Origin of the sequence: Nonlabens sp. (assembly GCF_039941875.1) — a bacterium.
Taxonomy (GTDB): domain Bacteria; phylum Bacteroidota; class Bacteroidia; order Flavobacteriales; family Flavobacteriaceae; genus Nonlabens.
Genome location: NZ_JBDVDQ010000003.1, coordinates 101,831 through 121,203 on the forward strand (window position 1 = coordinate 101,831; position 19,373 = coordinate 121,203).

The following is a 19,373-nucleotide window of genomic DNA, read 5'->3' on the forward strand; positions in this document are numbered from 1 at the left end:
AAGCCATACTATTATTTACCTTAAAATCATCCAGTGAATTTTTATCTTAAAACATTTCTTGTAGTCTTACTATTAACGGCCGTTTTTTATGGTGCACATTACCTAATAGTAGAGGACCCTGCGATTTCTTTAATTAAAACCTATTCATTTTTAGGTGCAGCGACATTTATAACGGTAAGTGCGTTAAAATATGTTTTTGGTTTAGTGCCAGATAAATTAGGCTTTTCATTCTTAGCTCTAGTGTTTGTAAAGTTTGGTGTAGTGTTTCTTTTATTCCCTGAATTATTGAGTGATGATCCTAAATTATCTAAGGTAGAGTTACTAGGCTTTCTAGCACCATACTTTATCTTTTTATTTATGGAAGCGGCAATTGTTATTAAGTGGCTTAATAAGAATTAATTGGCGGTTAAAAACCTCTTTAAAAAACATGAAAAAATTAACTTTTAAAAGCTATGTTTTTACACGTTTTTTTGTCATACATTTGCAGCCGAATTAAAAGACCTAACTTTTTAAGGTGATTTACATGTTTACAGCGTACTTAAAAACAGCTTTTTTTGCTTTAATCCTAACAGCTTTTGCAACAGCACAAGCACAGGATAACCATGGTGATGTTGATCATCATGAACAGGTGGTTGCCGATGGTGGAAAAGTGAATACAAAAGAAGAGATCAAGTCTTATATAGAACATCACTTACAAGACTCTCACGATTTTCATTTATTTTCTTACACAAATGATGCAAATGAGCGCAAGCACATAGGTTTCCCTTTACCAGTTATGATATGGTCTAGTGCAGGTCCTAAATTTTTCTTATCATCAAAATTTCATCATGATGATAATGCACAGGTTCTTGTAAAAGAAGGTGATGCTACATTCTTTAAACTACACAGTAAGATTTATGAATTAGAATCTGGTGCTGCAGCTGTAAGTTATGATGATGATCACCATCCAACAAATGCTCATAAAGTATTTGATTTTTCTATTACTAAATCTGTTTTTGGTTTACTGGCGGTAGGTTTAATAATCTTTTTATTATTCTTTTCTTTAGCTAGACAGTATAAAACTAAAAACATCCCTACTGGTGTAGGTCGCGTTTTAGAACCTTTAGTTCTTTATGTAAGAGATGAGATCGCTCGTCCTAACATAGGAGAGAACAAGTATAAAAAATTCATGCCTTATTTATTAACGGTATTTTTCTTAATCTGGATTTCTAACCTTTTAGGTCTTACTCCATTTGGTTTTAACATTACAGGTCAGATTGCTATTACTTCTTGTTTAGCTTTATTTACTTTCTTTATTGTACAATTTAGTGCAAACAAAGATTACTGGAAGCACATTTTCTGGATGCCAGATGTGCCAGTTTTAATGAAGATCGTTTTAATTCCTATCGAATTATTAGGGATTTTTACAAAACCATTTTCACTATTGATACGTCTTTTTGCAAACATAACTGCAGGTCACTTTGTTGTGATGAGTCTTATCGCATTAATGATTACACTTAAAGCTCAGTTTGGAGCAGTAGGTTCTACAGGGTTATCTGTTGTACTTACTTTATTTATATCAGTAATAGAAGTATTAGTTGCTTTTCTACAAGCGTTTATCTTTACTATGTTGTCATCACTATTTATAGGTATGGCAGTTGCAGAGCATGATCATCATGAGCATGCAGGTACGGAAGAAGATGATGTAGATGAAGTAAGAGAGCGTTTTATTTAATTTTTTTGTTTAATTTTTAATTTCAATAATCATGGAGGGAACTCTTAATTTAGTTGGTGCAGGTCTTATCGTAATCGGTGGAGGTCTTGGTCTTGGTCAAATTGGTGGAAAAGCAATGGAAGCTATTGCTCGTCAGCCAGAAGCAGCAGGAAAAATCCAAACAGCAATGATCATCATTGGAGCACTTCTTGAAGGGCTTGCATTTGGAGCACTTATCTTAGGTAGTTAATATCTAACGATAACATTTTACAAAAAGAACACTTACCTGTAACGGTTGGTTACAGGTAGTGTTTTTAAAAATTAAAAATTAGTATTTTAAAGTAGAATAATGAATTTATTAGAAGATTTTTCACCTGGCTTGTTTTTTATGCAAGCGATCATTTTGATCATTCTTATTGTATTGCTAGGTAAATTTGCCTGGAAACCTATTCTTAGCGCTTTAAGTGAGCGTGAAGAAGGTATTGAAAGCGCTCTTAAAGCTGCTGAAAATGCAAAGCTAGAAATGGCAAGATTAGAAGCTTCTAATGAAGCTGCTGCTCAAGACGCTCGTGCTCAAAGAGACGAGATGCTTAAAGATGCACGTGAAATTAAAGAGCAAATGATAGCAGATGCTGCTGGTCAGGCTCAAGAAAAAGCAGATAAGATTATTGCTAGTGCTCAAGAAGCTATAGAATCTGAGAAAAAAGCTGCCCTTGCAGATATTAAATCTCAAGTTGCTGATCTTTCTTTAGACATTGCTGAGAAAGTAACTCGTAAAGAGCTTTCTGAAAAAGACGCACAATTAGCACTTATCGATAAAATGCTTGCTGAAGCAAATATTTAGAAACTATGAAATTATCAAGAGCTGCATCACGTTACTCAAAAGCCATTCTATCACTAGCTGTAGATAAGAATGAGGCTGCTGCTGTTAATGAAGATATGAAAAGCATCCTTGTGACTGTTTCTAAAAACAAGGAATTACGTAACTTTTTAGTGAGTCCTATCGTAAAAGATGTTCAAAAAAGAGATGGTTTACGTCAGGTATTTAAAGATACTGGCGCTATTACTATGAGCACTTTTGATCTCCTTGTAAGAAACAAACGTACTGATATACTTCTAGACGTTGCAACAAGTTACATATTACGTTTTGAAGAAATGAATAAACGTGAGATAGCAACGGTAACTACTGCGGTAGAGATCAGTGCAGATCTAGAGAAGAAAGTACTTGCTAAGGCTAAGGAACTTGCAGGGAAAGAAGTAACGCTTGAGAAAGTTATCGACCCATCTATATTAGGAGGTTTTATCCTTAGAGTAGGAGATAGAGAGATTAACGCAAGTGTACATAATAAATTTGGTGAACTTAAAAGAACATTTGCTACTAACTAGTAAGTTTTAAGGGTTTCCGCTTTCGCGAAAGCGATATCATAAAAAACAATACGATCTGTAAAAAGATCATTGAAACAAGTATAAAAATAAGAACATGGCAGAAGTAAATCCAGCAGAAGTATCTGCAATACTTAAGCAACAATTATCAGGTTTTGATGCAACTGCATCTCTTGATGAAGTGGGAACCGTACTTACCGTAGGTGATGGTATCGCACGTGTTTACGGTCTTTCTAACGCACAATATGGAGAACTTGTTTCTTTTGAAAGTGGACTAGAAGGAATCGTTCTTAACCTTGAAGAAGATAACGTAGGTGTTGTACTTCTAGGTAAATCTACAAGTATCAAAGAAGGTGATACTGTAAAACGTACTGAGCGTATTGCTTCTCTTAAAGTGGGTGAAGGAATCGTAGGTCGTGTAGTTAATACACTAGGAGAACCTATCGATGGTAAAGGTCCTATAGAAGGTGATCTTTATGAGATGCCTCTTGAGCGTAAAGCACCTGGAGTAGTATATCGTGAGCCTGTTACAGAACCTATGCAAACTGGTATCAAGTCTATTGATGCGATGATTCCTGTAGGTCGTGGACAGCGTGAGCTAGTAATCGGTGACCGTCAGACTGGTAAATCTACCGTTTGTATCGATACGATTATAAACCAAAAAGAATTTTATGATGCTGGGGAACCAGTATATTGTATATATGTTGCGATAGGACAGAAAGCGTCTAACGTAGCTCTTATTTCTAAAGTACTTGAAGAGGCTGGAGCACTTGCTTATACAACTATAGTTGCTGCAAATGCATCTGATCCTGCACCTATGCAAGTATATGCACCATTTGCTGGAGCAGCGATAGGTGAGTATTTCCGTGATACTGGTCGTCCTGCACTTATCATCTATGATGATTTATCAAAGCAAGCTGTTGCTTACCGTGAGGTATCTCTTTTACTACGTCGTCCACCAGGACGTGAGGCGTATCCTGGAGATGTATTCTTCTTACACTCTAGATTATTAGAGCGTGCTGCAAAGGTTATCAATAATGATGAAATTGCTGCTAATATGAACGATTTGCCAGAGAGTTTAAAGCCTATCGTAAAGGGTGGTGGATCTCTTACTGCACTTCCTATTATTGAAACGCAAGCTGGTGATGTATCTGCATATATCCCAACTAACGTTATTTCTATTACAGATGGACAGATTTTCCTAGATGGTGATTTGTTTAACTCTGGTGTACGTCCAGCAATTAACGTAGGTATCTCTGTATCTCGTGTGGGTGGTAACGCACAAATAAAATCGATGAAAAAAGTATCTGGTACTTTAAAACTAGATCAAGCAGCTTATCGTGAATTAGAAGCATTTGCAAAATTTGGTTCTGATCTAGATGCAGCTACTTTAAGTATTATCGAAAAAGGTAAGAGAAACGTAGAGATCCTTAAACAAGGTCAAAACAACCCTTACCCTGTTGAAAATCAAATAGCAATTATCTATGCAGGTTCTAAGAACTTGTTAAGAAATGTGCCTATTGAGAAAGTAAAAGAATTTGAAAGAGATTACCTAGAACTTCTTAATGCAAAGCATAGAGGCACTCTAGATACTCTTAAATCTGGAAAGCTTACTGACGAGGTGATTGATACACTTACTGCAGTAGCAAAAGATCTTTCTAGTAGATATTAATACATACGGTCTGAAGTTGTGAGTTAAGACTTATGACTTCAGACTTATGATATGGTATTATGGGTCTAGAAAATAGTGTTATTAGAAATAGGACTTTTAATTTTGCTTGTGCGATCGTAAGATTTACAACTGTTTTAAAAGAAGAAAGACACTATGAAATCGCTAGACAACTATTAAGAAGTGGTACATCTATAGGTGCAAACGTAAGAGAAGCACAACGTGGAGTAAGTACTAAAGATTTTAAAAATAAACTCGGAATCTCGCTCAAAGAGGCTGATGAAACTGAGTACTGGTTACAATTAATAGATTTAGAGATTAAAGAAGTTCCTAAAGAACTTTTAAAAGAAGTCGATGAAATAATGAGAATGCTGGTAACTATTATCAAAAATTCATAACTCTACTTCTCATAACTCATAAGTCATAAGTCATAAGTAAATCATGGCCAATTTAAAGGAAATAAGAAACAGAATATCGTCAGTATCATCTACTATGCAGATTACCTCTGCAATGAAGATGGTGAGTGCGGCAAAGCTTAAAAAGGCACAAGATGCCATTACAGCTATGCGTCCTTATTCTGATAAGCTTACTGAAATTCTTCAAAGTCTTAGTGCGACTATGGAAGGAGATGCAGGAAGTAAATTTGCAGAACAACGTGAGGTAAAAAAAGCGCTAGTAGTTGCTATTACTTCTAACCGTGGTCTTGCAGGTGCTTTTAACTCTAACATCATTAAAGAACTGACTCGTTTAAATCAGGAAGAATTAAATGGTGTTGCAGTTTCTTATATGGCTATAGGAAAAAAAGCAAATGATTTTGTAAGTAAAGCGTCTCCTGTTCAATCTAATAAAAGTGATTTATTTGATGACATATCTTATGATAATGTTGCCGTAATCGCCGAAGAGTTGATGGATTTATTTGTTACAGGAGAATTTGATAAAATCGTTATTGTTTATAACAGTTTTAAAAATGCTGCTACGCAAATAGTAAGAACTGAAGATTTCTTACCTCTTAAGCCTGTGGCTAAAGATGAAGAAGCAATACAAGAACAAAAGGAACTGGACTACATTTTTGAGCCTTCTAAGGAAGAAATCATTGAAGAGTTAATTCCTAAGTCATTAAAAATGCAATTGTACAAAGGAGTGCGTGATTCTTGGGCTAGTGAGCACGGTGCGCGTATGACAGCTATGCACAAAGCAACAGATAATGCTACGGAATTGAGAGATCAATTAAAACTAACGTATAACAAAGCACGTCAGGCGGCGATTACTAACGAGATCCTTGAAATCGTAGGTGGTGCTGAAGCATTGAATAACTAATTAATTCTTGCGAAAGCAGGAATCTCCATAATAGGAGTAATATAATTAAACCCTTTCAGAATGTAATTCTGAAAGGGTTTTTTAGTGGTCTTGATTTTAAATAATCAAATAATTTAGATTTTCATGTAACATTTTGGTGATTTTGTATCTAAAGAATAAATCATTAAAATACCAACCATGAAATTTTTATTTAAACCATTATTCATCGCTGTTTTATTATTTGTTCAACTAGTTAGTGGACAATTAGAGAGTATAAACCCTACCGTTACTGGTAGTGGTAATCCAGTATTGTTTCTTCCTGGATTTGCAAGTAACGCATCTGTATGGGATGCTACAGTAAATCAATTTTCTAAATTAAACCAATGTCATGTCATTGACTATGCTGGTTTTGGAAAAGTGGAGCCTATAGATTTCCCTTGGTTGCCTACCATATTAGAAGATTTAAAAACCTATGTAAATTCCATTGATAATGATCAACTGGTAATAGTAGGCCATAGCATGGGCGGTACTATAGCAACATGGCTCGCCTCTCAGTCAGATTTAAAAATTAAAGAAATTATCATAATAGATGGGTTGCCATGCACAGGTGCATTAATGTTTCCTAACTTCTCACCAGAAAGCATGATGTATGACAGTCCTTATAATCAAAACATGCTGTCTACGGAAGATGCTGCCTTTGAGCAAATGGCTATGGGTATGTCACAAGGAATGGTCACTTCTTCTCAACACCAACTGGAAATTAAGGAGAGCATACTTAATTGTGATCGCAAAACCTATGTATATGGTTTTACAGATTATTTAAAACTAGATGTGAGACCTCTATTAAACAAGATCACTGTACCAGTTACTATTCTTGGAGCAGGTAAATTATATGGAGTAGAAGGAGCAACTCAAACTTATAAAAACCAATATAAAAATCTAAGCAGTTATAATTTAATTGTTAATAAGGATGCGATGCACTTTATAATGTTAGATTCTCCTATCTGGTTTCAAGAGCAACTCCAACTTATATTAGTCTAATGAATAAAAATTCTAAAATAGATTTTGAAAAGCTGTATCGAGAGCAGTATAACAAAGTGCTGCGACTATGCATGGGGTATGTTCAAGGTGACGAGCATCTAGCAAAAGATTTGCTGCAAGAGGTATTTATCAAAGTGTGGCAGCATTGGGATAGTTTCAAAGGTGGTTCACAAAGATCTACATGGCTATACCGTATAACAGTAAATACCTGTTTACAACAATTACGTACTCACCAGAAATATATTAAAACCTCTATAGAAACATTAGATAAAGTAACTACCGATACTGAATCAATTTATAAAGAACAGCAGTTTAAAAGTCTTTACTCTTGTATTTATAAATTAACTAAAGAAAATCAATCGATTATTCTACTTGAGTTAGAAGGAATCCCTCAGAAAGAAATTGCTCTAATTATAGGAATAGAACATAATGCTCTTAGAACACGATTAAATCGTATTAAGGCACAACTAACTAAATGTGTAAACAATGAAAACATTTGAAGAAATACAAAACTCTTGGTCTCAGAATAAACAACCAATAGATGAAACTCTAATATCCACTATATCTAATCGTGTCAATCGCTTAAAAAACAAAAATAGAATCACTATCGCAGTTTTAATCACTACGGTTGCTGTTCTTGTTGCATATCTTATTTGGGTGGGTTATGCAGCGCCTGTAAGCTTTTATCTAGGGTTGTTTTTAATGGTAGGATCAATAGGTTATCGAGTAATTGCTGAGCTTATCTCTACACAAAAATTATCTCAAATAGCACTAGATAATTCTTATCACAATCATAAGAGCGCAATTGAAAAGTACTACAACTCTAGGTTAATATTACACAAAGTGTTGACTCCTATTATTCTTGTTGTATACTGGGTAGGGTTTGTAATCCTTATTCCTACATTTAAAGAAAACTTATCTGACTTTTGGTTCAATTACACTTGGATCTCTAGTATTCCCATTGCAATAGCAATGATCCTTTTTATCAGATATCATATCAAAAAAGAATATGCTATTCTCAATAAATTAAAGAAAGAAATTTCTATCTCTTAGCAGGTAATTAAGAGTTTAGTTGGTAATAGTTCCGCTTTCGCGAAAGCGGAACTATCAACTTAAATTTCCTTATCCTTCTGGCTGTGCACGCCATTTTAAAATATTCTTACAGTACAAGAATATAAATAATACTCCAGCTGCTAGTAACGCATAACTCCAGTAAATGTCTAAATAGTCCATAATAGTTAGGCATTGATCTACAGTATTGTATTGTTGATAACCATCATAATATTGATAGTCACACCAGTCATTTTGATGTGTATCTATAATCACTAATATCAAAAAGATATAAGGAACAAACCCTACTATGGCGATGTTCATAAAAATAGAGCCTACTAATTTATTTACTTTAGAGAGTCCTAAAAACGCTACTGTAAGTATTAATGTACCTAATATTAAGGTGAAGTACATGATAAAATACTGTATCATCGAACTGTAATCTATTACAAAACCAAAAAATGCGGCTATCAGACCTATTAAGATTATGAGTAAAACACTGGCTACTATAGAAAATAGTAAAGATTTTAAACTGGTCGTTCTAAAAATAAAGACTATACAAGCAAAGAAAAATGCCATCCATAAAAAGATATGGATAGTACCTTCAAAAATGTTAGTCGTTTTAATCTCATCTATGTTTTTGAGAGATTGCTTTAAAGAATCACTGTCTAGGTAATGGGTTCGAGACTTCAAAGAATTTTCATATACAACAAAGTCGTTTTCTTCTTGATAAGAAACGCTATATTCATAAGGATATGAGCCTTCATGAATTATTTTCTTAATCTTATAAGGACTTTCTGTATAAGCGATGTCTAGCCAGGACTTTGTCGTTAAGTTATGAGATATGCTATAGTCGTTTGCTAGTTCTATAAAATCACCTAATAGTTCATTATAAGCTTCCTTATCTTGTTGGTTTATAAAAGCTTGGTGCTTTTCTATAAAGTCTTTTTGCTTTTTTGTAATTTTAGTAAATGGATTATAGTCATCTCTATATTGATAGTCATAAGAACTATATTCATCTTCTTCACCGTTATAAAATAGCTTATTGTAATTGTAATAACTAGGCGCGCTAGTTTTTACATAACGATTCACATCTATGACTTCATCTTTAAAATAAAAGATTTGTTTACCGTCTATAGTCTCATTAAGTATATTACCAGTAACATCACTAGGGTCTACATATTTATCAAAAGGATAAACCTGTTTTCTAAGGCTATAGAACTGATAGTAATTATCTTTAAATTCAAAATAAGGTTGATCTACATCTACCGTGCTTACTGCGGTAGCACAGTATAATTTATCAAAAGGATTAGGATTTCTTAATTGGTCCAGTTCATAACGAGAGAGATCGTGTGTAAAGAAGGGTGCAGCAGCATTAGTAAGTGCTATATCTTTTTCCATGCGCACATCGTTATAGTTTAATGTGACATAGGTTTGCATACCTAGCGTGTAAGAATAATAAAAGGTAGTAGCTGCTAGAAAAATGATAAAATAGCTGGCAAATTGTTTAAACAACTTCACCCTACTATTAGGATAAAAATTCTTAAAAGCATTATTTCTAAATAATGAAATGAGCCATAGTACGAGTAATAATATACTCACCATGACAGAGATAAGAATAACCCCATTACCGAAAAAGTTTTCTATCGCATTATATCTCTGTAAAGATTCAGGATTCATAAGCGCCACACAACCCATTAAATAGAATAAGAAGTGTAGAATAAGAGAAACGGCTAGCATCCATACTATTTTAGTATTCCATAGCGTAGGATGATTTTCTAAAAGCGCTTGGTTTTTTGCAGTTATAAATTTTTTCATGATGTGGCTGTATTAAGAAACAAAGAATCTTCTAGTAGAACTTGATATGTTACGTATGTAGGTAACTTCTATTTGAGCAGCGCCTAAAGCATAGAGCACACGATAGAATTGTGTTTCTCCAGTAAAATAGGCTAGATAAACACCACCATTATAAACTAGTTTTTCAATAGGTAAATTTTCAAAAGCTTTTTTAATCGCCTCTCTATCACTAGTACTATCTATCTCTATAATTAATTGATCGAGAGTCGCACCTTTAAAACCAGCATTGTTATCTGTGTACTGACCATTTTTAAGATAGATCACTTTATCAGACACTTTTTCTACCTCATATAATTGCTGCGAACTCAAAATCAAAGCAATAGGATTCACTACCGAGTTGCATATAGATTTTAAATCTTCTAGAACTACCTGCTGTGCTAGTACATCAAGATTTGCGAGCGGCTCATCTAATAGCATTACCTCTGGCTGGCGCAGTAATGTTCTAGCCAGTTCAAAACGCATTTTATAACCAGAAGAAAGTTCGCTCCACTTAAGCTGTTTATAATTCCATAGACCTAATCTAGCAATCATCATGAGAACACGAGTCTCATTTTCCTCTGGTGCAACGCCGTAATTAGAAAGAACAAATTTAAGATTATCTTTAAGGCTACCGTACCAGGTGGCTGTGCGTTGCGGTATGTAAACTAATTTTGCACGCAGGTCATAGTCAGATGTAATGTCTTCTTTAAACACATAGTTTAATGAACCACTCGTATTACTAAGCTCTCTAGCTAGAATGCGCAATAAGGTAGTTTTACCATTACCATTTTCTCCTACCAGACCATAAATATGTCCTTTTTTAATTTCTATAGAAACCGGTCCTAGTTGAAAACCGCTTCTACCATAAGTTTTAGTAATGTCACTAGCTGTTATTACAGGACCTTGTGCAGATGTAGGTTCTACCTTTTTAGTTTTTAGCAGACTTAAAACCTCCATAGATCTAGAAATTAATCCAGTCTCATCATTTACATGTTGTTCTTTCCAGTCGGTAAGGGCAATCATCTTTTTATAGATGTCCATATCTTGAGTATCCATTGCACAATCCATAAGCTTGCGATAGCCCAAAACGGTATCTTTATTATCAAAGAAGTTTTTAACCTCTTCCAGTCTTTGTAGGTATAGTGACATAATTAGGGTTGGTTTAATTATATATAACGCAATTTAAGTAAGTTATGATATAATATTTATAAGGTTTGTTTCGCTTTCGCGAAAGCGGAATCCAAAAAAAAAAGCAAGACCTCAATCCTGCTTTTGTAAATTTCAAATAATTTTTAACAGCTAGTAGTTCCTTTCTACAAGTTCTAGAAAACGGTCTGCATAGGCATCCTTTCCTTCCCAATTATTGTAATCTGGTTTTACCATAGTGTCTATAAAACTGTATGCGTCGTTAAAAGTAGTCATGGTATTTAATTGCGATATCACACGATTAAAGTCTTGGTCACTACCGTTAAAAAGATGCTTAATAAAACCTAGACGGTCATTCATACCTATTTTAAGACCACGATTTAAACGGTCGTTAAGAGATAGAGGTTTATCGGCTTTAGTATCATTCACTTTACGCTCAAAAACGGGCATGGTTTGAAAATCTGCAGTGATTTCTTCTAGATCGTTCTTTGTGTATTGTTTTACCTCAGGGATTTCTATTTTCTCTTCTACTACAGGCTTTATTTCTTCTTCTATCTTCTCTACCTCTTGTACTTCTACTTTTATAGGCTCTGGCTCAGGTGTTTTAGTTTCTGGAATTTCAATTTTAGCACTAGTTTCAGGAACCTCATCGGGCATTTCTACCACCATTTTATGTATGGTAGATATTCCAGGTAATTCTATTTCTTCTCTAGTATCCTCGTCATTAGGCATGAAGAGATCACTTAAATCATTGTTTGCAAATGCATCTTCTACCTCTTCTTGTGTGTCTTCCATCACTTGTTCTACCTCTTCAGTGATAGAATCTACGTCTTCTTGTGCCTCGGTAAATGCATTTGAGAGTCTGCGTTCTATCTCTGCATCACCTGCAGTGGGCTGCACATCGGCAAAATGCTTTTCTGTAAAGGCAAGAACGGTAAGTTTTTCATATAATTCTTTGGCAATGGCTTGTAGCTCGTTTACATCATCCTTTTTCTTCAGTTGTAGAATACGGTGTGCTAGGCTAGTAAGATCTGCTGCTATTTTCTTTTTCATATTGGGATTATTGCCGCTGGTTTATTTGTATTTTTGAATTCTCAAAATGGGAAATACATCCCACTTTTAACGCCTGTAAATTACAAAATGTTTCTAGAAAATACCGTTAATCATGAAGAGCAATTCGGCTGGATCGAGGTAATTTGTGGATCTATGTTCTCTGGTAAGACAGAAGAGCTTATAAGACGTTTAAAACGAGCACAGTTTGCGCAACAAAAAGTAGAAATTTTTAAACCTGCTATAGATGTGCGCTATGATGAGGAGATGGTGGTATCTCATGATTCTAATGAGATTCAAAGTACACCAGTTCCTGCAGCAGCAAATATTCCTTTACTAGCAAATGACTGCCAGGTAGTAGGGATAGATGAGGCTCAATTCTTTGATGACGAGATAGTAGCGGTGTGCAATGCACTGGCTAATCGTGGTATAAGAGTTATAGTAGCTGGACTAGATATGGATTTTAAAGGAAATCCGTTCGGTCCTATGCCTGCACTTATGGCAACTGCAGAGTATGTGACCAAAGTGCATGCCGTATGTACCAGAACAGGTAATCTCGCTCAATATTCTTACCGTAAAACCGCAGACGAAGATGTGGTCATGCTCGGTGAACAACAAGAATATGAACCATTAAGTCGCGCAGCATATTATAAAGCGATGATAGCAAATAAGGTGAAGGATATGGATGTGGATGTAGAAGAAGTAAACGATAAAAATTTATCATAATAATGCAACCAAAAGGTACGAGGCTAGAAGTAAATCTTAATGACTTAGAGCATAATTACCATTATTTACGTAGCAAAATAAACGACGGCACAAAATTCATATCGGTCGTTAAAGCAAACGCCTATGGTCATGGTATTGTAGAAGTAGCACAGAAATTACAAGATTTAGGTACAGATTATTTTGCCACTGCTTATGTAGAAGAAGCGGTAGAGTTAAGAAATAATAAGATTGTTAAACCTATTTTAGTTTTACATGCACAGCAACACAATCTAGAGATATGTATAGATCGCTGCTTAGAACCAGTTATTTATAGTGTAGAAATGCTGGATGCTTTTACCGCTTTCGCGAAAGCGAAAAACCAACAATCTTATCCCATTCACATAGAATTCAACACAGGATTAAATCGTATAGGAATAGATGCGGTAGATATAGACAAAGTATTAGATAAAATAAAGTTGTCTCCAGAGGTAAAAGTGAGAGGGCTACAGTCACACCTAGCAGCTAGTGAAGATTTAGACGAAGAAGCATTTACTAATAAACAAATCTTACTTTTTGAAAAACTAGCAGATAGAATACAGGAGGAGCTAGGGTATGAAATTCTTAAACATGAATCAAATACCAGTGGAATTCTTAATTTTAAGAGTGCACATTTTAGTATGGTACGCTCTGGGATTGGGCTTTATGGTTTTGGTAATGATTTAAAGTTTGATGAGCATTTAAAACCTATAGGTACTTTAATCTCTAATATCTCACAAATTAGAACTATAGAAGCTGGAGAAACGGTAAGTTATAACCGCATGTTTGTAGCTAAGGATCGCACTACTTATGCAGTAGTAGCTATAGGGCATGGTGACGGAATTAACCGTATTTATGGTTATGGCAAATTAAAAGTACAAGTTAATGGACATGCTGCACCTACATTAGGTATTATATGCATGGACATGTTAATGATAGATATTACAGGTATAGAAGCAACCGTAGGTGACGAGGTAATTATATTTGATCCAGTGGTACATACCTCAAGACAAATGGCCGAAGATGCAGGTACTATTTCTTATGAATTACTTACCGGAATCCAGAAACGAGTAAAACGCGTTTATTTAAGTAATTAATCGATAATAGATGTATAACGTCTGATTTTCGTTTCAAAGCGCAACCATTTTTTCTTAAGTTTTTGTTAACACATTTAAATAAATTAAATTTGCAGTATCATTTTAACTAAATAATCAAAAAGATGCTTAAAGAATTTAAAGATTTTATCATGACAGGTAATGTTGTGGACCTTGCCATAGCAGTTATACTTGCAGGTGCAGTTAGTGCTGTAGTAAAAGGATTTGTAAACTTAATCATGATGCCTATTATAGGTCATTTCTCTGGTGGTGTAGACTTCAAAGATATGAAGGTAGTACTAGCTGAGGCAATAGTAGGAGCAGATGGTGTAGTTACTAAACCAGAAAACGCAATATTATATGGTGCATGGATAAACACTATTATTTCTTTAGTAATCGTAGGATTTGTACTTTTCTTAATTGTTAAAGCATACAACAAAGCAAGAAAACCTAAAGAAGCTCCAGCACCAGCAGGACCTTCAGCTGAAGAGAAATTACTTGCAGAGATACGTGATGCTATCAAAACGCAAAAATAATATATAGGTTCTAACCTACTTATTAAACCGCCTTATTGTAAAATAAGGCGGTTTTTTTTGTGCTTAATAAGTATGCTGTTAAGTCACATTTGTTAATTATTAAACAATTTGTGCAAAATTGAAAATATTGGACAATTGTATGGTTAAGAAGGTTTCTGGATATACTTTTACTGCCTAAATCTAAAATAATGAAAATAGCTGTAGTAGGTGTTACCGGTATGGTAGGCCAGGTTATGCTGCGTATCCTTGAAGAACGCAACCTAGGTGTTTCAACTCTTATACCAGTTGCCTCAGAAAAATCTGTAGGTACTGAGGTTACTTTTAAGAATAAACAGCATAAGGTAGTAAGTATGCAACAGGCTATTGAGATGAAACCAGATATAGCTCTGTTTTCTGCCGGTGGTTCTGTGAGTTTAGAATTTGCTCCACAGTTTGCTGCAGTAGGAACTACCGTTATAGATAATTCTAGCGCTTTTAGAATGGATGCAGATAAAAAACTTATCGTTCCAGAAATAAATGCTTCTTCTCTTACTAAGGAAGATAAAATTATAGCAAATCCTAATTGTTCTACTATTCAGATGGTGGCTACTATGGCACCACTTCATAAAAAATATGGAATAAAAAGATTAGTTATCTCTACATATCAATCCATCACTGGTACTGGAGTAAAGGCAGTGGAACAACTAGAAAATGAATTTCAAGGTAAAAAAGGTCCTATGGCTTATCCTTATCAGATTCATAAAAATGCCATTCCTCACTGTGACGTATTTGAAGAAAATGGATACACAAAAGAAGAGATGAAACTGGTTAATGAAACTCAAAAAATTCTAGACGATAGAACCATCGCTGTCACTGCAACTGCGGTACGTATTCCTGTAGTAGGTGGACATTCCGAGAGTGTGAATGTAGAATTTAGAAATGAATTTGATGAGTCTGCAGTAAGAAGATTATTATCCGATACAGAAGGTATTACCGTACAAGATAATATAGATGTAAACGTATATCCTATGCCTTTAATGGCACATGGTAAAGATGACGTCTTTGTAGGCCGTATTAGAAGAGATTATTCTCAAGAAAATACCGTTAATATGTGGATCGTGTCAGATAACCTTAGAAAAGGTGCTGCAACTAACGCTGTTCAAATCGCAGAATACCTTATAACGAACGATTTAGTTTAAAAAGGGTTCCTTTAACAAGCCAGTGAGTATTTTTATCTAACTTTACGTATCTAACGTTAAAAGTTATGTTTAAAAAAATACTCACTGGTTTTTTAGTATTCTTCTGTTTTGTAGTTCATGCACAATTCTGGACAGAAAACTCTTCTGGATTTACGAATAACCTAACTGGTTTAAATAGATTTCATGTAGTTGATGATAATGTGGCATGGGCCATTGCTTATGATGGTGTGAATACTATAAATAATGTACAACAGTTTTCTAAAACAGATGATTCAGGTAGTACCTGGACAGCAGGTTCCTTTGACCTGGGAGATACCGGTTTAGGTATTTCAGATGTGAGTGGTGTAGATGGAAATACAGCTTTTGTAGCAGCTCACCCTAGACAGGCAGGACAACAAGGTGGTATTTGGAAAACTATAGATGCAGGTGTTACATGGACACAACAGACTGGCGCAGCTTTTAATTCGGCTACCAGTTTTCCTAATGTAGTTCATTATTTTGACGCAAATAACGGTCTTGCAATAGGAGATCCAGCAAATGGATATTGGGAGATTTATACCTCTAGTGATGGAGGTGCCACTTATACTAGAATCCCTTCTTCTAGTTTACCGAGTCCTTTGAGTAATGAGACAGGATTTTTAGCACAATTTGCTTATTTAGGAGATAGCATATGGTTTACTACTAGCGCAGGGCGTATCGTTCATTCTGCAGATAGAGGCGTGAGTTGGAATGTGTATCAATCTCCATTAAGCGATTTTGGAGGTACATCTATTTCAGGTGATATTTCTTTTGCAACCGCAACTAGAGGTGTTATTCAGGATAATTCAGGAAATTTATACCGATCTACAGATGCAGGTGCAAACTGGACAACTATAGTTTTATCAGGTACCGGCTCACCTTATGGAGGTGCCATTACCTATATTCCTAACACGATCTATATGGTAAGTACAGGTGGCGAAGTGAGTTTTGCTGGTAGTTCTTACTCTCGTGATGATGGTGTTACATGGATTAATATCGATACAGATCAACATGTGGATAACGCATTTTTTAACACCACAGTAGGTTATAGTGGTAGTTTTAGTAACGCAACGACTGGTCAAGGTGTATTTAAATATATAGGAAACGTTTTAAGTGAAAATTCTATAGAAGATAGATTTGACTTAATTTTAGTTCACAATAACCGCCAGGAACAATTAGAAATAAGTACAGATCAACATATTTTGAATACTAATATATACGATTTACATGGTCGCTTGATAACCACTTCTTCAAGTGCTATCATAAATACTAACCAATTGAAGTCTGGAATCTATTTAGCTCAAGTCACTACAGATTTAGGTAAAAGAACTTCTAAATTTATAAAACAATAGTTATGAAAAAATGGCTTTATGGAGCAGCAGCTCTGGCAATATTAATTTCTTGTGAAGAAGAAAAGAAAGAACAAAAAAGTATGGCAATGACTTATCCGCAAACTAAGAAAGTGGATACCGTAGATGTATATCACGGTACAGAAGTAGCAGACCCTTATAGATGGTTAGAAGATGACCGTAGTGAAGAAACAGGTAACTGGGTAAAAGATCAAAATAAAACTACTCAAGGCTTTTTATCTCAAATCACATATAGAGACGAGATTAAAGAACGACTTACAGAGCTTTGGAATTATGAAAAAGTAGGTGCTCCATTTATAGAAGGAGATTATGCTTATTTCTATAAGAACGATGGTTTACAAAATCAGTACGTTATTTATAGATACATGAAAGACAGCGATCCAGAAACTGCTGAAGTATTTCTAGATCCCAATACATTTAGTGAAAAAGGAACCACTTCTTTAGGTGGTACGAGTTTTACAAAAGACGGTTCTTTATTTGCCTATTCTATAAGTGAAGGTGGTAGCGACTGGAGAAAAGTAATCGTTATGGATGTAAAGTCCATGAAGCAAGTAGGAGACACCATCATAGATGTAAAATTCTCTGGTATGTCATGGAAAGGAAATGACGGTTTCTTCTATTCTAGTTATGATAAACCAGATGGTAGTGAGTTAAGTGCTATGACAGATCAGCATAAATTATACTATCATAAATTAGGAACTTCACAAAGTGAAGACAAAGTCATTTTTGGTGGTACACCAGATCAGAAATATAGATATGTAGGCGGTGGTGTTACTAACGATCAAAAATTCTTAGTTATCTCAGGTAGCACCTCTACTAATGGTGGTAAAATGTGGATGCAAGAATTAAATAAACCTAATGCACCTTTGGTTCCTGTAGTGGATAATTTTGATACTAACACGTATTTACTTCATAATGAAGGGACAAAACTCTGGTTAGTTACCGATTATAACGCACCTAATAAGAGAATAGTAATGACAGATTTTTCAAATCCTGCACAGGACACTTGGAAAGATGTCATTCCAGAAACAGAGCATGTATTATCTCCATCTACAGCAGGTGGTTATATTTTTACCGAGTATATGGTAGATGCTGTTTCTCAAGTAAAACAGTATAATTACGATGGTACTTTAGTAAGAGAAGTAAAATTACCAGGAATAGGTAATGTAGGTGGTTTTGGAGCAAAAGAAAAAGACGCAACTTTATACTATAGCTTTACTAATTACACTACTCCAGGAAGCACTTATCTATATAAGATAAAAGAAGGAACTTCAGAGTTATATCGCAAGCCAGAAATCAAGTTCAATAGCGACGATTTTGAGAGTAAACAAGTTTTCTATGCATCAAAAGATGGTACTAAAATACCTATGATCATATCTTACAAAAAAGGGATGGTTTTAGATGGTAAGAATCCAACGATTCTATATGGTTATGGAGGCTTTAATGTTTCTCTTAATCCAGGTTTTTCAGTTACTAGAGCAGCATGGATGGAAATCGGTGGCGTTTATGCCGTTGCAAACCTACGTGGTGGTGGAGAGTATGGTAAAAAATGGCACGACCAAGGAACTAAAATGCAAAAACAAAACGTATTTGACGATTTTATAGCTGCAGGAGAATGGCTCAAAGAAAATAAATATACAGATACAAAACACCTGGCTATTCAGGGTGGTTCTAACGGTGGTTTATTAGTAGGCGCGACTATGACACAACGTCCAGACCTAGCAGGAGTTGCTTTTCCTGCAGTAGGAGTTCTAGACATGTTACGCTATAATAAATTTACAGCAGGTGCTGGTTGGGCATACGATTATGGAACTGCCGAGGATAATCCAGAAATGTTTGAATACCTTAAAGGATATTCTCCACTTCATAACATTAAAGAAGGCGTTTCTTATCCAGCAACTATGGTAACCACAGGAGATCATGATGATCGTGTAGTGCCAGCACATTCCTTTAAATTTGCGGCAGAGCTGCAATCTAAGCAAGCAGGTGATGCACCTACTTTAATCAGAATAGAAACAGATGCTGGACACGGCGCAGGAAAATCTACCGAGCAACAGATTCAAGAATGGACAGATATCTATGGTTTCGGTCTATTTAATATGGGCTATGAAACATTACCAGAGGTGAAATCTCAAGTGAAAATGTAAACGCTCTTAATTATAGAGTATAGAAAACCCATGTCATAAGACATGGGTTTTTTATGCCTTATGTTTTCATTAAATCGGCCAGTTCTTTTTATAAAATATTAGTAAGATCTCTATTATCGGTAGTT

Annotated in this window: 20 protein-coding genes; 17 read left to right on the plus strand and 3 right to left on the minus strand. The window is 35.0% G+C overall.

What is annotated here, in order from left to right; genetic code table 11:
• Positions 1-33 precede the first annotated feature (33 nt).
• The 11 genes from ABJF08_RS00850 to ABJF08_RS00900 all read left to right on the plus strand — a co-directional run bounded on the left by ABJF08_RS00850 (position 34) and on the right by ABJF08_RS00900 (position 8,135).
• Positions 34-399 (plus strand): hypothetical protein, encoded by a 366-nt coding sequence (locus ABJF08_RS00850; RefSeq protein ID WP_348114160.1) that lies wholly within the window; start codon positions 34-36, stop codon positions 397-399.
• A gap of 124 nt (positions 400-523) precedes the next feature.
• Positions 524-1,714 carry a F0F1 ATP synthase subunit A gene (atpB, locus tag ABJF08_RS00855; RefSeq protein ID WP_348114161.1) on the plus strand — a complete coding sequence of 397 codons (1,191 nt, stop codon included), beginning with the start codon at positions 524-526 and terminating at the stop codon, positions 1,712-1,714.
• Positions 1,715-1,745: 31 nt separating this feature from the next.
• Positions 1,746-1,943, plus strand: a complete 198-nt coding sequence (atpE, locus tag ABJF08_RS00860; RefSeq protein WP_104514168.1) for an ATP synthase F0 subunit C — start codon at positions 1,746-1,748, stop codon at positions 1,941-1,943.
• Between the two features lie 99 nt (positions 1,944-2,042).
• Positions 2,043-2,537 carry a F0F1 ATP synthase subunit B gene (locus tag ABJF08_RS00865; protein WP_104514167.1) on the plus strand — a complete coding sequence of 165 codons (495 nt, stop codon included), beginning with the start codon at positions 2,043-2,045 and terminating at the stop codon, positions 2,535-2,537.
• A gap of 5 nt (positions 2,538-2,542) precedes the next feature.
• On the plus strand, positions 2,543-3,079 hold the full coding sequence (gene atpH / locus ABJF08_RS00870; RefSeq protein ID WP_348114162.1) for an ATP synthase F1 subunit delta: 537 nt from the start codon (positions 2,543-2,545) through the stop codon (positions 3,077-3,079).
• A 94-nt stretch (positions 3,080-3,173) separates the two neighbouring features.
• Positions 3,174-4,748 (plus strand): F0F1 ATP synthase subunit alpha, encoded by a 1,575-nt coding sequence (gene atpA, locus ABJF08_RS00875; RefSeq protein WP_348114163.1) that lies wholly within the window; start codon positions 3,174-3,176, stop codon positions 4,746-4,748.
• A 59-nt stretch (positions 4,749-4,807) separates the two neighbouring features.
• Positions 4,808-5,143, plus strand: coding sequence for a four helix bundle protein (locus ABJF08_RS00880; RefSeq protein WP_348114164.1), 336 nt, complete (start codon positions 4,808-4,810; stop codon positions 5,141-5,143).
• Between the two features lie 43 nt (positions 5,144-5,186).
• Positions 5,187-6,062: an ATP synthase F1 subunit gamma gene (gene atpG, locus ABJF08_RS00885; RefSeq protein WP_348114165.1), complete on the plus strand. Its 876-nt coding sequence runs from the start codon at positions 5,187-5,189 to the stop codon at positions 6,060-6,062.
• 177 nt (positions 6,063-6,239) lie between these two features.
• Positions 6,240-7,082 (plus strand): alpha/beta hydrolase, encoded by an 843-nt coding sequence (locus tag ABJF08_RS00890; protein WP_348114166.1) that lies wholly within the window; start codon positions 6,240-6,242, stop codon positions 7,080-7,082.
• Positions 7,082-7,582, plus strand: a complete 501-nt coding sequence (locus ABJF08_RS00895; protein ID WP_348114167.1) for an RNA polymerase sigma factor — start codon at positions 7,082-7,084, stop codon at positions 7,580-7,582. The genes ABJF08_RS00890 and ABJF08_RS00895 overlap by 1 nt, the downstream gene beginning before the upstream one ends.
• On the plus strand, positions 7,569-8,135 hold the full coding sequence (locus tag ABJF08_RS00900) for a hypothetical protein (protein WP_348114168.1): 567 nt from the start codon (positions 7,569-7,571) through the stop codon (positions 8,133-8,135). Before ABJF08_RS00895 ends, ABJF08_RS00900 begins: the two co-directional genes overlap by 14 nt.
• 69 nt (positions 8,136-8,204) lie before the next feature.
• On the opposite strand, the gene ABJF08_RS00905 is transcribed toward ABJF08_RS00900, so the two are convergent.
• The 3 genes from ABJF08_RS00905 to ABJF08_RS00915 all read right to left on the minus strand — a co-directional run bounded on the left by ABJF08_RS00905 (position 8,205) and on the right by ABJF08_RS00915 (position 12,167).
• Positions 8,205-9,950 (minus strand): hypothetical protein, encoded by a 1,746-nt coding sequence (locus ABJF08_RS00905; RefSeq protein ID WP_348114169.1) that lies wholly within the window; start codon positions 9,948-9,950, stop codon positions 8,205-8,207.
• Positions 9,951-9,962: 12 nt separating this feature from the next.
• Positions 9,963-11,117, minus strand: a complete 1,155-nt coding sequence (locus tag ABJF08_RS00910) for an ABC transporter ATP-binding protein (RefSeq protein ID WP_348114170.1) — start codon at positions 11,115-11,117, stop codon at positions 9,963-9,965.
• A gap of 150 nt (positions 11,118-11,267) precedes the next feature.
• Positions 11,268-12,167, minus strand: coding sequence for a hypothetical protein (locus ABJF08_RS00915; RefSeq protein WP_348114171.1), 900 nt, complete (start codon positions 12,165-12,167; stop codon positions 11,268-11,270).
• A gap of 87 nt (positions 12,168-12,254) precedes the next feature.
• On the opposite strand from ABJF08_RS00915, the gene ABJF08_RS00920 reads away from it, so the two are divergent.
• The 6 genes from ABJF08_RS00920 (at position 12,255) to ABJF08_RS00945 (ending at position 19,248) form a co-directional block, all read left to right on the plus strand.
• Positions 12,255-12,890: a thymidine kinase gene (locus ABJF08_RS00920; protein ID WP_104514156.1), complete on the plus strand. Its 636-nt coding sequence runs from the start codon at positions 12,255-12,257 to the stop codon at positions 12,888-12,890.
• Positions 12,891-12,892: 2 nt separating this feature from the next.
• Positions 12,893-14,002 (plus strand): alanine racemase, encoded by a 1,110-nt coding sequence (gene alr / locus ABJF08_RS00925; protein ID WP_348114172.1) that lies wholly within the window; start codon positions 12,893-12,895, stop codon positions 14,000-14,002.
• Between the two features lie 122 nt (positions 14,003-14,124).
• Positions 14,125-14,535 carry a large conductance mechanosensitive channel protein MscL gene (gene mscL, locus ABJF08_RS00930; protein ID WP_348114173.1) on the plus strand — a complete coding sequence of 137 codons (411 nt, stop codon included), beginning with the start codon at positions 14,125-14,127 and terminating at the stop codon, positions 14,533-14,535.
• A gap of 188 nt (positions 14,536-14,723) precedes the next feature.
• The gene (locus ABJF08_RS00935) at positions 14,724-15,713 is read left to right on the plus strand and encodes an aspartate-semialdehyde dehydrogenase (RefSeq protein WP_348114174.1); all 990 of its coding nucleotides are present in this window, start codon (positions 14,724-14,726) and stop codon (positions 15,711-15,713) included.
• A 65-nt stretch (positions 15,714-15,778) separates the two neighbouring features.
• Positions 15,779-17,083 carry a T9SS type A sorting domain-containing protein gene (locus tag ABJF08_RS00940; protein WP_348114175.1) on the plus strand — a complete coding sequence of 435 codons (1,305 nt, stop codon included), beginning with the start codon at positions 15,779-15,781 and terminating at the stop codon, positions 17,081-17,083.
• Between the two features lie 2 nt (positions 17,084-17,085).
• Entirely contained in the window at positions 17,086-19,248 is a 2,163-nt protein-coding gene (locus ABJF08_RS00945; protein ID WP_348114176.1) for a prolyl oligopeptidase family serine peptidase, read from the plus strand.
• Positions 19,249-19,373 lie beyond the last annotated feature (125 nt).